Below are 14,245 nucleotides of genomic sequence, written 5' to 3'. Positions count from 1 at the left end.
TTTTTATGCCGGTGTCCGCCATATACCTGTGTTGCTGCCTTTATACAGCCCGAAATTCATCGCCTGTAGCTTATTAATATTGAAATAGCACAGAGAATTTCTTTAATAACTCATTAGAAATAACTGACTATACTCAGCATGCTTTATCCGTCACGATCCAGACCCACAGAAGCTTGTTTTATATCTCTTTAACTCATTGATTAAGAAGGTATGTCATGTCTATTCGGGAACTGATCGACCCAACCAATTCTGCTCTGATTTTTATTGACCATCAGCCTCAAATGTCGTTTGGCGTTGCCAATATTGACCGCCAGACGCTGAAAAACAACACCGTTGCCCTGGCAAAAGCCGGCAAAATTTTTAATGTTCCGGTTATTTATACTTCCGTTGAAACGAAAAGCTTTAGTGGTTATATCTGGCCAGAATTACTGGCGGTCCATCCGCAGGTAAAACCGATTGAACGTACGTCGATGAACTCCTGGGAAGATGCCGCTTTTGTTAAGGCGGTAAAAGCCACCGGACGTAAGAAATTGATTATTTCTGCGCTGTGGACCGAAGTGTGCCTGACCTTCCCGGCGCTGATGGCGCTGGAGGAAGGATTTGAAGTTTACGTGGTGACCGACACCTCCGGCGGCACTTCCGTTGACGCTCATGAACGCTCAATTGACCGGATGGTACAGGCCGGTGCCGTGCCGGTGACCTGGCAGCAGGTACTGCTGGAATACCAGCGCGACTGGTCACGCAAAGAGACTTATGACGCGGTCATGGATCTGGTTCGCGAACACAGCGGTGCTTACGGCATGGGCGTCGATTATGCCTATACCATGGTGCACGGCGCGCCGGAACGTAAAGCCTAAATACACTTCATCCTTCAGGCTGCCTCTTTGTTGGCTTCGTTTGCCCGCCCCGGTGACTGATTTACGCAAGTGGCCAGGGACGTACAATCTTGTCGCCTCGACGTAGCATGAATGATTTTGTGTATTGTCTTTTATGGCAAATGGCGGCAAATCCCGCCATTTGCCTGCAGCAAGGAGCCCGGTCATGACGCAACAGAAATCGGTGACCCTGGTCATAAGCCATATGCTCGACCCCGAGCACGGGGAACGCTATGAGCAATGGTTGGGTAAAATTATGCCAATTGCGGCGGAGTTTCCCGGCCATCTTGGCGCTAACGTGATTCGCCCCCCCGCCGGGCAGAATTTATGGAGCGTCATTATTCGTTTTGACACCATTGAACACCTCTATGCCTGGACGCAGTCGCAAACGCGCCGCGAACTGGTGGCGGAAATTGCGCCGCTGCTTAATGAGGGCGACCGCACGGAAGTCCGGACTGAACCGGCATTCTGGTTTACTCCGCCGGCAGCGAACGTGCGCCAGCCGCTGCGCTGGAAGCAGTTTCTGATTACGCTGCTGGTGATCTTTCCCAGCACCAACCTGGTGCCCTGGCTGACCGGGATGTTCCTTCCCTCGTTAAAGGGAAGCTTGCTGCTGCATTTGATTAATGATGCCTGTGTGGTCGCGCTGGTGGTCTGGTTCTGGATGCCCATCGTGACCCGTCTGTTTGCTGGCTGGTTAAAGAAAAACTGAGTCAGCCTCCTGAAGGAGAGCGTTATGTCGCAAACTGCCACACTGATCCTCACCAATGGCCGAATTCATACTCTCGACCGTACAAACCCGTTGACTGAGGCGATCGCTATCGCCAACGGTAAGATCCTCGCCACCGGCAGCGGCGATCGGATCATGAGTTTTGCTGCGGAAGGGACGCAGATCGTCGATCTGCAAGGCCATACGGTGATCCCTGGCCTGAACGATTCCCACCTGCATCTGATCCGCGGTGGGCTGAATTATAATCTTGAACTGCGCTGGGAAGGCGTGCCGTCACTGGTGGACGCGCTGCGAATGCTGAAAGATCAGGCCGATCGTACGCCGTCTCCGCAATGGGTGCGTGTCGTTGGCGGCTGGAGCGAGTTTCAGTTCGCTGAGCGGCGCATGCCAACCCTTGAGGAGTTAAACGAGGCGGCGCCGGATACGCCGGTATTTGTCCTGCATCTCTACGATCGCGCGCTGCTGAACCGTGCGGCGCTGAAGGCCGTAGGCTACACCAAAGAGACGCCGGATCCTGCCGGCGGCGAAATCGTTCGCGATAGCCACGGCAACCCGACCGGGATGCTGATCGCTAAACCGAATGCGATGATCCTCTACGCAACCCTGGCGAAAGGGCCGAAGCTGCCGCTGGAGCTACAGGTTAATTCGACGCGCCAGTTCATGCGTGAGCTGAACCGGCTCGGTCTGACCAGCGCAATTGACGCCGGGGGCGGTTTCCAGAACTACCCGGAAGATTATGAAATTATTGAACAGCTGCATGCGCAAGATCAGATGACGGTGCGCATTGCCTATAACCTGTTTACCCAGCGGCCAAAACAGGAGCTGGATGATTTCGAGCGCTGGACCGATATGCTGAAGCCAGGGCAGGGAACCGACTTCTTCCGCGCCAACGGCGCCGGTGAAATGCTGGTCTTCTCGGCGGCGGATTTTGAAGATTTCCTGCAGCCGCGCCCTGACCTCCCTGAAGGGATGGAAGATGAGCTGGAACGGGTGGTGCGCCATCTTGTCGAGCACCGCTGGCCGTTCCGCCTGCATGCTACCTACGATGAGTCTATCAGCCGGATGCTGGACGTTTTTGAGAAGGTGAACCGCGATATTCCGTTTAACGGCCTGCACTGGTTCTTTGACCATGCAGAGACGATTACCGAACGTAATATTGAGCGCGTGAAGGCGCTCGGCGGCGGGATCGCGGTACAGCACCGGATGGCTTTCCAGGGCGAATACTTTGTCGATCGCTATGGCAAAGATGCCGTCAAGCATACGCCGCCGGTGGCGAAAATGCTGGAGCTGGAGGTACCGGTGGGACTGGGGACCGATGCAACGCGCGTCGCGAGCTACAACCCGTGGACCGCGCTCTACTGGCTGGTGTCCGGGCGTACCGTGGGCGGTATGGCCATGTATGACGAGAGTAATCGTCTGCCGCGCGATGTGGCACTGGAGCTATGGACGGCGGGCAGCGCCTGGTTCTCCAGTGAACAAGGTAAAAAAGGACGTATTGAGAAAGATCAACTGGCCGACCTGGTGGTGCTGTCCAAGGACTATTTCAGCGTGCCGGAAGAGGAAATCAAAGGTATCGAGTCGGTACTGACAGTCGTGGACGGCAAAGTGGTCTATGCCGCGGGGCATTTCTCACCGCTGGCACCGCCGTCAATTCCCGTCTTGCCGGATTGGTCTCCGGTTGTGAAGGTGCCCGGTCACTATCGTTCCGCTCCGCCTGCGGCGGCGAAAATTGGTGCGATAGTGCAGATGCATCAGTGCTGCGGCAGCTGCGACGTTCACGGCCATCAGCATGATATTGCGCGTAAATCGTCGGTGCCGGTTTCTGACGACCGGGCATTCTGGGGGGCGCTGGGCTGCTCCTGCTTCGCGTTTTAATCCTGGTACATGATGCGCACCCCCGGCGAGTTTGCCGGGGGTTGCGTCGTACGGTTATCTACCGGGCGTGGTATTCGCGCTCCGGGCTTAGCCCCGGTTCTGAGAGCCAAATAGCTGAATACGGCGGGCGATCATCTCGCGTACGGGCAGCAGGCCTTGCCGGATAACTTTGCGTGGATCGTTTATGTCGTGGCTATTATCGGCGGCAAATAACGCCTTCACGGCCTCACACCAGGCGTACATATTTTCGGTGTTGACGTTAATTTTAGCCGTACCGCAGGCAATCGCTTTTCGCATATCCTCATCGGCAATACCGGTTCCGCCGTGCAGCACCAATGGCACTTTCACCAGTTCGGATATCGCTTTCATTTCAGTAAATCCAAGTTTCGCTTTCCCTTTATAAAGCCCGTGTGTTGAACCGAGTGCCGCGGCAAGGCAGTCCACCTGCGTTTCGCTGACCAGAGTGTAACACTCCTGCGGGTCGGCATAGATAACCTCGGAATTCACGATACCGTCTTCACTTCCGGCAATGGTCCCCAGCTCGGCTTCAACCGATATGCCTCTGCTGTGCGCCAGTTCAACCAGATGGCGGGTGATAGCCAGGTTTTCCGCAAACGGCAGATGGGAACCATCAAACATAATTGAGCTGAACCCGGCTTCGATAGCCGCTTCGCAAGCCTCACGCGTTGTCCCGTGATCGAGATGCAGTGCGACCGGAATATCAATCTGTAGATAGTCCATCGCATTAACCACGATGTCATGAATGCATTTCAGGCCCAGCATATGTTTCACCGTACCGCCGGAAACGCCCAAAATAACCGGCGAGCGCAGCTGTTGCCCGGTACTTAATACGGCGCCAACCCATTCCAGATTATTAATATTGAACTGCCCTACGGCATAACCGTCCCGTAGGGCATGCTGAAGCATGTCCTTCATAGAAACTAACATAATCACCTCGGGGTTAATTATTCATCAAAATATTGCGTTAAATTTCTTTCGTAGTTATTTAATGAGTGATGGACGACAGCGAGATCTGGCATAGACTCACGGACGCCTTTTTTCTCAATTGAAATTGCGGCGGTCAGGCTGGCAAAAAGAATAATATTATCGATATGCCAGGAGTAATGAACGCCGTAGGTGAAGGCACCATGGAAAACATCTCCGGCACCGGTAGTATCGACGGCATGGCATTGCCAGGCGGGAACAATATGCAGCATCCCGCTTTTTAAAAATGCACAGCCCTTCTCGCCAAGAGTAATAAATGCCTCTCCCCGGCATATTTTATTTAACTCGATGAGTGCCGCTTTTAATTCTTTCTCGGTGCTCAGGGTGCGGTAACTCATATAATCTCTGGCAAAATGCTCACTAACAACAAAATAATCAGTCCAGGCTGCCAGTTTGATATTGCTGGCGCGCAGGGAACCGCCATCCATCACTACGCGAGCCGCAGGCAGTTTTTTAATTAAATATTCACTGATTTCAGCTTCATGCCCATCAATTAACAAAGTTACCGGTTCTTCTGAAGCAATAAGACGTTGTGCGAGATCGTCAAGTTTCAGTTTTTGATCGTAGGTCAACGAAGGCGGCGTCTGCATTTTACGGGTAATAATGGTGCGGGAGCCCGTTAAGCGGTTAACCAGTACCGATGCCAGGGGGGTGATCATCTCATCGGAAAAAACGATGTGGCTGGTATCCACGCCGGCCTGAGCAAATTCATCAACAATCCGCTGGCCATAAATATCTGAGTTCAGATGGCCGATGTAATAGACATCCTCGCCCCATAATCCCAGCAGCCATGCGGCATTTGCCGCCGGGCCACCGCCGCTTTCAATAAAGTCATGGCAGAAGTTTTTGGTGTTTTCCTGCGGCCACTCATTCAGAAAGAAGAACTGATCAAAACATGAAAATCCTATGGACAATATAGCCATAACAACTCCTGATAATGTCGTCAGCTGCGGGAAGCGTTCTTCCCGCAGGGAAAAATGAAACCCTATTCATTTTTCTTATTCGCCGTGAGCGCTTCGTAGCTGAGCGTATCTCCGACCACGCGAACTGAACGGAAGCAGAAAGGCACCAGCAAAGCGATGAGCAGGGCGAAGCAAATCAAATAGATCGTTATCTGACCAAACTGGGTGAAGGCATTACCGATAATGATTCCCCAGACGGCGAAATCGAAATCGGCAAAGGTGCTGTTTTCAAAGCCCAGGCTGCCTAAAGCCGGTAGCAGCATTGCCGGCAGGAAGGCGAGAAAGATGCCGCCAATAAACGAAGCGATGACACAGCCTCGTTTGCCGCCCAGCTTGTCGGCGAAGACGCCGGAAGTCCCACCGCAGAAGAAATGTGGCACCATGCCGGGAATGATAAGCGCCATCCCGAATGCGCCCAGCATCAGCATTCCCACCAGACCGCCGATAAAGGAGCTGATAAAACCGACGACCACCGCCGTTGGGCTAAAGGTAAAGAACACCGCGCAGTCTACGGCTGGAATCGAATCGGGAATCAGCTTCTGGCTAATCCCCTGAAAAGCGGGTACCAGATCGCCAAGGATAAGACGCACGCCGTTGTAGACGATGGCAACACCGACGGCAAACTGCAGGCCGGTCAGAATAGAGAAGATCAGCATATTCTGGTCGGTTATCGTCCGCAGGTATTCGGTGCCGGCAACGGCGCTACAGACAAAGTAGATAATGAACATGACGATCCCGGTGGTGACCGTGGTGTCGCGCAGAAAGCCCCAGCGTTCAGAAATTTCGGTATCGGCAAATGAGTTGGCCGGGTTCCCGGTTTTGCTGGCGATCCATGCGGAGATGTAATAGCCCAGCGAGCCGAAGTGACCCATCGCAATGCCGCCATCTTCGGTGACCTGCTTGGTATAGCGTTGGCCAATGGCCGGAGAGATCGCAGACCATGAGCCGAGTAAGAATCCGCCAATCAGAATCAGCATCCAGCCGCGGAATTCCGCCGCTTGCAGTACCGCGGAAAACAGACATGCCAGGAAGAAAGAGTGGTGGCCGGTGAGGAATATGTATTTGTACTTGGTAAAGCGGGCAATAAGCAGGTTAAAGATAAAGCCCAGCAGCAGGATGCTCATGGTTTCTACGCCGAGCACTTTTTGCGCAACGGAAACGATAGCCTCGTTATTGGGAATAACGCCGCGAATATTAAATCCGGCTTCGATAATTCCGCCGAGCGGATTAAGATTCGCAACGATGACTCCGGCACCGGCGCTGAGCATTAAATAACCAAGGATGGGCTTTAAGGTGCCAGTGAGAAGTTTATTTCCAGGGGAGCGCAGTGCCACTAAACCGACAAATGCGATAATCCCCATCAGAAATGCGGGTTGACTGAATATCTCTGATAAGAATGTAAGTATAGCCTGCATGATCGTGTCCTTAGAGCCTATCCCATTAGGCTATTTTATTTGCCATTTTGGCCCTGGGCAGCGCTCAAAACCCTCACGTACTGCGTGTACGCTCCGGTTTTACCGCGCTGTCCGTGTCGAAACTGGCTGCAACAATTTACGCCTACTGGGATAGGCTCTTAATAATGATTAAGAATGAGTTGCAGCAATTTTTGTCAGGGCGTCGGTAATGTCTTCAGCAATTTTAGCTTTATGGACATAGCTGCGAATAATAGCCACATGACAATGCGCAGGGAACTGATTCGCTAATTCTTTAATGGTGATATAGAGATCGGCTTTTTCGCCTACGGCATTGGCAAAATCAACGGAGGCGACGTCAGCTTTGATGCCTAATTCATCACATATTTTTTTTACATTGCTCGCGGCCATTAATGAACTGCCAATACCGTTACCGCAAACTGTTCTGATAACTAACATAATGACGACTCCATTTTATTGTGGATGAAATTGAATACTGTATCGATGTCATGCTCGTTGCGGAGGAATGCGACAATATCTGACTCAATTAATGAGGCAATTATCTGGATCATCTTGATATGACTATCGGCATCGGCACCGGCGATGCCGATAATCACGCTCACCGGGTCAAACTCCTCGTGGCCAAAATGAATCGGATGCTGGGTAGTGATTAAAGAAAATCCGGTACGGGAGGCTCCTTTTTCGGGGCGAGCGTGAGGCATTGCGAGCCCGTCATCAATAACAATAGCGGGACCAAAATCCTCATAGACCTCCAGCATCGCCTTAACGTATTCGGGGCGACAAATTTGCTGGCGGTTAAGTAACGTCCCAGATAATTCGATCGCCTGGCTAGCGGTAGAAATGTTCTGGTTAAGTGCGATTAACCGACGATCAAAGATGATATCCATAATCTAATCCTTAACGAATTTCTTTTCTGAGTTAAATCATGACCAAATAGACGGCGTAAAATCATGGGTTAGATCACATTTGAATTTTTAAACATTGAAGTTGATCACAGCGAAATGATATTTGAGTTATTTTTTAAGGGAAAATAACATTTATTATGTTGTTTGTTATCAATTGGTTGTGTCTTGATGGTGAAATCGGTGGAAAATATAAGACGAGAAAGATTAAAAATCAGATGATTTTATTATTGAGAAATGCATTGCTCATCACAAATATCAGGGTGATTTTTTCTCAAAGCTTGAGTTTGATAACAAAAAAAGCCGTCTGGGAAGAACAAGAGGGTGCAATAACGCGGCAGAGAATAAAATGCGCGGCAGCTAAAACAAAAAAGGCCCGCATGCGCGAGCCTTTTTCTGAACGTATGCCGATTACAGGCTGGATACGTTCTCGGTCAGGTATTTTGCTACGCCTTCCGGAGACGCGGCCATACCTTCTTTTCCTTTTTCCCACTGTGCCGGGCAAACTTCACCGTGCTCTTCGTGGAACTGCAGCGCGTCAACCATACGCAGCATTTCATCGATGTTACGACCCAGCGGCAGATCGTTAACAACCTGGTGGCGAACAACGCCGTTAGCGTCGATCAGGAAGGAGCCGCGCAGTGCAACGCCTTCGTCCGGATGTTCGATACCGTAAGCTTTCTGGATTTCACGTTTGATGTCAGCAACCATCGCGTATTTAACCGGGCCAATACCGCCCTGGTCTACCGGGGTGTTACGCCATGCGTTGTGAACGAATTCGGAGTCGAAGGAGACGCCAACAACTTCTACGCCGCGCTTCTGGAATTCTTCGTAACGTTTGTCAAAAGCGATCAGCTCAGACGGGCAAACGAAGGTGAAGTCCATCGGCCAGAAGAACAGGACGGTTGCTTTACCGTTGGTGTGTTGTTTGAAGTTGAATTTCTCAACGATTTCGCCGTTACCTAAAACAGCTGCTGCGGTAAAATCCGGAGCCTGACGAGTGACCAGAACCATATGATTCTCCTGTTAATAATAAGGTTAATTGGAACGCAACGCGGGCAAGTATAGGGACTGGTTCATGCGAACTCAACGTGACGTTGACAATCAATGAGATAGGTTTTGTCTATCAATGTCTATCAGAAAACGAAGTTCAGAATAGCCTTTCTGTGTGAAAGCGCAATCTTTTATAACTCACGCCGGGTGGCCTGCGCCATCATGCGCGGATAAAAATGCCAAAACTGTTGCTCAAGTTTTTCGTAGTGGGTATCCAGATCCTGCCAGGAGTCACGCAGGGCATCAAGACGCGGACGACGGCTGGCCATGCCGTTGAGGACGCGCTGAATAAAGTCCATGTCTTGATAGCGCTCAAGCCAGCGCTCCGACCACAAATAGGCATTGAGATTAACGAAGCGCGGCGGTGAATCGGGTAGCACCGGTGTCACCTGCGCCTGGGCATAGCGGACAAATTCACTGAGCGGCATATCGGGTGAAATACGTGCCCAGTGGTGTGAGAGAAAGTGATCCCACATGACATCCAGCGTAATGGGCGCTACGCGGCGGGTCTGCGGACGAAACCATTCGCGCGCTGCTTTGACCTCCGGCAGATTATCGGTCATGACGTCGATACGGCGATGCATAAAAATGCCGTCGACGATGTCGGCCGGGTAGTCTGCCTGAGGGTTACCGCGAACGAAATCTGCCAGAAGATTACCGGGCAGGGAGCTGTCTGCGAGATGAGCTAAATGCAGGTGTGCGAGAAAATTCATAATACTCGTTATGCTTTAAATTGCATGTGCGTTGGCTTCCTGCGTTCTTCCCGGTCACTGAGTTGACTAAGTTCCCGGACATTCTCTCAGCTGCCGCCTTCCTGCGACTCGGATTATTTAGAGTATTATAACCGTGCTGCGGGGTAAAGGTTGCAGGGAGAACGCCCCGGCACTAGACTACCCGCCTCTTTATTCAGTCTGAGTCACCGTCATGCGCGTTACCGATTTTTCCTTTGAACTACCTGAATCCCTGATCGCCCACTACCCGCAGCCAGAGCGCAGTAGCTGTCGCCTGCTGTCGTTAGACGGTCCGACAGGTGCGCTGACGCATGGGACTTTCACTGATTTACTCGACAAGCTTAACCCGGGCGATCTGCTGGTTTTTAACAATACCCGGGTGATCCCGGCCCGCCTGTTTGGCCGTAAAGCCAGCGGCGGCAAGATTGAAGTTCTGGTCGAGCGCATGCTTGATGACAAACGCATTCTGGCACATATCCGCGCTTCTAAAGCGCCGAAGCCGGGGGCAGAGCTGCTGCTGGGCGATGATGAAAGCATTAATGCCACGATGGTGGCACGTCACGATGCGCTGTTTGAAGTCGAATTTAACGACGGGCGCCCGGTACTGGATATCCTCAACAGCATCGGCCATATGCCGCTGCCGCCGTATATCGATCGTCCGGACGAAGAGGCCGACCGCGAGCTCTATCAGACCGTCTACAGCACCAGGCCGGGGGCGGTGGCGGCGCCGACCGCAGGCCTGCATTTTGACGATCTGATGCTGGAGAAGCTGCGCGAGAAAGGTATCGAGATGGCGTTTGTGACGCTGCACGTTGGCGCGGGGACATTCCAGCCGGTGCGGGTGGACACCATCGAAGACCACATCATGCACTCGGAGTATGCCGAAGTGCCGCAGGACGTCGTTGATGCCGTGCTGGCGGCAAAAGCACGCGGCAATCGCGTCATTGCGGTCGGTACCACCTCCGTGCGTTCGCTGGAGAGCGCGGCACAGGCGGCGAAAAACGACCTGATTGAGCCGTTCTTCGGCGATACGCAGATTTTTATCTATCAGGGGTATCAGTACAAAGCGGTTGATGCGCTGGTGACCAACTTCCATCTCCCTGAATCGACTCTGATTATGCTGGTTTCGGCCTTTGCCGGCTATCAGCACACAATGAATGCCTACAAGGCTGCGGTAGAACAAAAATATCGCTTTTTTAGCTACGGGGACGCGATGTTTATCACGTACAATCCGCAGGCTATTTTTGAGCGTGTCGGGGAATAACTCCGCGACATGAGTGTTTAACGTCAGACTGTTTTTCTGACGCAGGAGTTAACATGAAATTTGAACTGGATACGACCGACGGTCGCGCTCGCCGCGGCCGCCTGGTATTTGATCGCGGCGTTGTTGAAACGCCAGCCTTTATGCCCGTTGGCACCTACGGCACCGTAAAAGGGATGACGCCGGAAGAAGTTGAAGCCACCGGCGCGCAAATTATTCTCGGCAACACGTTCCACCTGTGGCTGCGCCCTGGCCAGGAAATCATGAAGCTGCACGGCGACCTGCATGATTTCATGCAATGGAAAGGGCCAATCCTGACCGATTCCGGCGGCTTCCAGGTGTTCAGCCTGGGCGATATTCGTAAGATTACCGAGCAGGGCGTTCATTTCCGCAACCCGATTAACGGCGATCCTATTTTCCTCGATCCGGAAAAGTCGATGGAGATTCAGTACGATCTCGGCTCCGATATCGTGATGATCTTCGATGAATGTACGCCGTACCCGGCGGACTGGGATTATGCTAAGCGTTCCATGGAAATGTCCCTGCGCTGGGCACAGCGCAGCCGCGACCGTTTCGACGGCCTGGGCAACAAAAATGCCCTGTTCGGCATTATTCAGGGCAGCGTTTACGAAGATTTACGTGATATCTCCGTTAAAGGTCTGGTAGATATCGGCTTTGATGGCTACGCTGTCGGCGGTTTGGCTGTCGGTGAGCCTAAAGCAGACATGCACCGTATCCTGGAGCACGTTTGCCCGCAGATTCCGGCCGACAAACCACGATATCTGATGGGCGTCGGGAAGCCAGAAGATCTGGTTGAAGGGGTGCGTCGCGGTATCGATATGTTCGACTGCGTCATGCCAACGCGCAACGCGCGTAACGGCCACCTGTTCGTCACCGATGGCGTGGTGAAGATTCGTAATGCGAAGCATAAAAGCGACACTGCGCCGCTGGATGCTGAGTGTGATTGCTATACATGTCGCAATTATTCACGCGCTTACTTGCATCATCTCGATCGTTGCAACGAAATATTGGGCGCGCGCCTCAATACCATTCATAACCTTCGCTACTATCAGCGTTTAATGGCTGGTTTACGTAAGGCTATCGAAGAGGGTAAATTAGAGAGCTTCGTGACCGATTTTTACCAACGTCAGGAGCGACCTGTTCCTCCTTTGAACGTTGATTAATTTTAATAATGAGGGAATTTGAATGAGCTTTTTTATTTCTGATGCGGTAGCAGCAACGGGTGGCGCGGCGCAGGGCAGCCCGATGTCTCTGATTCTGATGCTGGTAGTGTTTGGTCTGATTTTCTATTTCATGATCCTGCGCCCGCAGCAAAAGCGTACCAAAGAACATAAAAACCTGATGGGCTCCATCGCAAAAGGCGATGAAGTGCTGACGAATGGTGGCCTGGTTGGTCGTGTCACTAAAGTTGCGGAAAGCGGATACATTGCTATCGCGCTGAACGATACCACTGAAGTGGTTATCAAACGTGACTTCGTAGCTGCCGTTCTGCCGAAAGGCACCATGAAGGCGCTGTAATCCACTTTTCCCTAAGGGAACTGCCGTGTTAAACCGTTATCCTTTGTGGAAGTACATCATGCTGGTCGTCGTCATTATCGTCGGCCTGATGTATGCGCTCCCCAACCTGTATGGTGAGGATCCGGCCGTTCAAATCACTGGCGCGCGCGGTGTCGCCGCCAGTGAGCAAACGCTGATCCAGGTCCAGAAAACGTTACAAGAAGAAAAAATTACCGCTAAGTCTGTGGCACTGGAAGAGGGCGCAATTCTTGCGCGCTTCGACACCACCGATGTCCAGCTACGCGCACGTGAAGTGCTGGTGGACGTGTTGGGTGATAAATACGTCGTGGCGCTGAACCTGGCCCCGGCGACCCCGCGTTGGTTAGCGGCTATCCATGCCGAGCCGATGAAGCTGGGTCTTGACCTGCGCGGCGGCGTACACTTCCTGATGGAAGTGGATATGGACACTGCGCTGGGTAAACTGCAGGAACAAAATATCGACAGCCTGCGCAGCGAGCTGCGTGAAAAAGGCATCCCTTACTCTACCGTGCGTAAGGAAGACAATTATGGTCTGAGCATTGCTTTTCGCGATAGCGCAGCACGCGATCAGGCCATCTCCTGGCTGAGCCCGCGTCACCGCGATCTGGTTATCTCCACGCAGGGCGCTACCGGCCTGAAAGCGGTGATGACCGATGACCGCCTGAAAGAAGCCCGCGAATACGCCGTGCAGCAGAACATCAACATTCTGCGTAACCGTGTTAACCAACTGGGTGTTGCCGAGCCGCTGGTACAGCGTCAGGGCGCTGACCGTATCGTGGTTGAACTGCCGGGTATTCAGGATACCGCGCGTGCGAAAGAAATTCTTGGCGCCACGGCGACTCTGGAATTCCGTCTGGTTAACAGCAACGTTGACAGCGCCGCAGCCGCTTCTGGCCGCGTTCCTGGCGACTCTGAAGTGAAAGATACCCGTGAAGGTCGGCCGGTTGTGCTGTACAAGCGCGTGATTCTGACCGGTGACCATATCACCGACTCCACTTCCAGCATGGACGAGTTCAACCAGCCGCAGGTTAACATCTCGCTGGACAGCGCGGGTGGTAACATCATGTCTAACTTCACCAAGGACAACATCGGTAAACCGATGGCGACCCTGTTTGTGGAGTACAAAGACAGCGGGAAGAAAGATGCCAACGGTCGTGCGATTCTGGTGAAACAGGAAGAGGTGATTAACATCGCCAATATCCAGTCTCGCCTGGGCAACAGCTTCCGTATTACTGGTATCAGTAACCCGAATGAAGCGCGTCAGCTCTCTCTGCTGCTGCGTGCGGGTGCGCTGATCGCGCCGATTCAAATCGTTGAAGAACGTACTATCGGCCCGACTCTGGGTATGCAGAACATCAAACAGGGTCTGGAAGCATGTCTGGCCGGTCTGGTGGTCTCTATCCTGTTCATGATTTTCTTCTACAAGAAATTCGGCCTGATCGCGACCTCTGCGCTGGTGGCTAACCTGGTCCTGATCGTCGGTATCATGTCTCTGCTTCCTGGGGCCACGCTGAGTATGCCGGGGATTGCGGGTATCGTGTTAACCCTTGCGGTGGCAGTCGATGCTAACGTACTGATCAACGAACGTATTAAAGAAGAGTTGAGCAACGGGCGTTCCGTTCAGCAGGCGATTGACGAAGGTTACAGGGGCGCATTCAGCTCTATCTTCGATGCGAACATTACGACCTTGATCAAAGTTATCATCCTGTACGCGGTCGGTACCGGTGCAATTAAAGGGTTTGCTATTACCACCGGTATCGGTGTGGCAACCTCGATGTTTACCGCTATCGTCGGCACCCGTGCCATCGTGAACCTGCTGTACGGCGGCAAGCGCGTTAAAAAGCTGTCTATCTGAGGAGTG

Annotated in this window: 14 protein-coding genes; 7 read left to right on the top strand and 7 right to left on the bottom strand. The window is 52.5% G+C overall.

What is annotated here, in order from left to right; all coding sequences use genetic code 11:
• Positions 1–215 precede the first annotated feature (215 nt).
• The 3 genes from ACMYSK_RS13780 (at position 216) to ACMYSK_RS13770 (ending at position 3,480) form a co-directional block, all read left to right on the top strand.
• Positions 216–857 carry a hydrolase gene (locus ACMYSK_RS13780; protein ID WP_032689277.1) on the top strand — a complete coding sequence of 214 codons (642 nt, stop codon included), beginning with the start codon at positions 216–218 and terminating at the stop codon, positions 855–857.
• A gap of 184 nt (positions 858–1,041) precedes the next feature.
• Positions 1,042–1,587: an antibiotic biosynthesis monooxygenase gene (locus ACMYSK_RS13775; protein WP_434636073.1), complete on the top strand. Its 546-nt coding sequence runs from the start codon at positions 1,042–1,044 to the stop codon at positions 1,585–1,587.
• Positions 1,588–1,611: 24 nt separating this feature from the next.
• Positions 1,612–3,480 carry an amidohydrolase gene (locus tag ACMYSK_RS13770; RefSeq protein WP_434636072.1) on the top strand — a complete coding sequence of 623 codons (1,869 nt, stop codon included), beginning with the start codon at positions 1,612–1,614 and terminating at the stop codon, positions 3,478–3,480.
• Positions 3,481–3,567: 87 nt separating this feature from the next.
• Here the strand turns inward: ACMYSK_RS13770 and fba are convergent, their stop codons facing one another.
• The 7 genes from fba to acpH form a co-directional block, all read right to left on the bottom strand.
• Positions 3,568–4,428: a class II fructose-1,6-bisphosphate aldolase gene (fba, locus tag ACMYSK_RS13765; RefSeq protein ID WP_434636070.1), complete on the bottom strand. Its 861-nt coding sequence runs from the start codon at positions 4,426–4,428 to the stop codon at positions 3,568–3,570.
• Positions 4,429–4,445: 17 nt separating this feature from the next.
• Entirely contained in the window at positions 4,446–5,408 is a 963-nt protein-coding gene (locus ACMYSK_RS13760) for a carbohydrate kinase family protein (RefSeq protein ID WP_434636069.1), read from the bottom strand.
• A 62-nt stretch (positions 5,409–5,470) separates the two neighbouring features.
• Entirely contained in the window at positions 5,471–6,862 is a 1,392-nt protein-coding gene (locus tag ACMYSK_RS13755; protein ID WP_434636068.1) for a PTS ascorbate transporter subunit IIC, read from the bottom strand.
• 168 nt (positions 6,863–7,030) lie between these two features.
• Positions 7,031–7,318, bottom strand: coding sequence for a PTS sugar transporter subunit IIB (locus tag ACMYSK_RS13750; RefSeq protein ID WP_434636067.1), 288 nt, complete (start codon positions 7,316–7,318; stop codon positions 7,031–7,033).
• Positions 7,312–7,767: a PTS sugar transporter subunit IIA gene (locus ACMYSK_RS13745; RefSeq protein ID WP_434636066.1), complete on the bottom strand. Its 456-nt coding sequence runs from the start codon at positions 7,765–7,767 to the stop codon at positions 7,312–7,314. The genes ACMYSK_RS13750 and ACMYSK_RS13745 overlap by 7 nt, the downstream gene beginning before the upstream one ends.
• 426 nt (positions 7,768–8,193) lie before the next feature.
• Entirely contained in the window at positions 8,194–8,796 is a 603-nt protein-coding gene (locus ACMYSK_RS13740; protein ID WP_004858569.1) for a peroxiredoxin, read from the bottom strand.
• A 170-nt stretch (positions 8,797–8,966) separates the two neighbouring features.
• Positions 8,967–9,548, bottom strand: coding sequence for an ACP phosphodiesterase (gene acpH, locus ACMYSK_RS13735; RefSeq protein ID WP_434636065.1), 582 nt, complete (start codon positions 9,546–9,548; stop codon positions 8,967–8,969).
• A 211-nt stretch (positions 9,549–9,759) separates the two neighbouring features.
• On the opposite strand from acpH, the gene queA reads away from it, so the two are divergent.
• From queA to secD, 4 genes are read left to right on the top strand one after another with little or no spacing between them, the layout of a single operon-like run.
• Positions 9,760–10,830, top strand: coding sequence for a tRNA preQ1(34) S-adenosylmethionine ribosyltransferase-isomerase QueA (queA, locus tag ACMYSK_RS13730; protein ID WP_434636064.1), 1,071 nt, complete (start codon positions 9,760–9,762; stop codon positions 10,828–10,830).
• Between the two features lie 53 nt (positions 10,831–10,883).
• On the top strand, positions 10,884–12,011 hold the full coding sequence (tgt, locus tag ACMYSK_RS13725) for a tRNA guanosine(34) transglycosylase Tgt (protein WP_434636062.1): 1,128 nt from the start codon (positions 10,884–10,886) through the stop codon (positions 12,009–12,011).
• Between the two features lie 22 nt (positions 12,012–12,033).
• Positions 12,034–12,366, top strand: coding sequence for a preprotein translocase subunit YajC (gene yajC, locus ACMYSK_RS13720; protein WP_434636061.1), 333 nt, complete (start codon positions 12,034–12,036; stop codon positions 12,364–12,366).
• A gap of 25 nt (positions 12,367–12,391) precedes the next feature.
• Positions 12,392–14,239 carry a protein translocase subunit SecD gene (gene secD / locus ACMYSK_RS13715; RefSeq protein ID WP_434636060.1) on the top strand — a complete coding sequence of 616 codons (1,848 nt, stop codon included), beginning with the start codon at positions 12,392–12,394 and terminating at the stop codon, positions 14,237–14,239.
• Positions 14,240–14,245 lie beyond the last annotated feature (6 nt).

This window comes from Klebsiella sp. I138, from assembly GCF_051131765.1.
Lineage (GTDB): Bacteria > Pseudomonadota > Gammaproteobacteria > Enterobacterales > Enterobacteriaceae > Klebsiella.
Note: the sequence above shows the minus strand (reverse complement) of the source record. Positions and strands in the feature narration are given on the sequence as shown.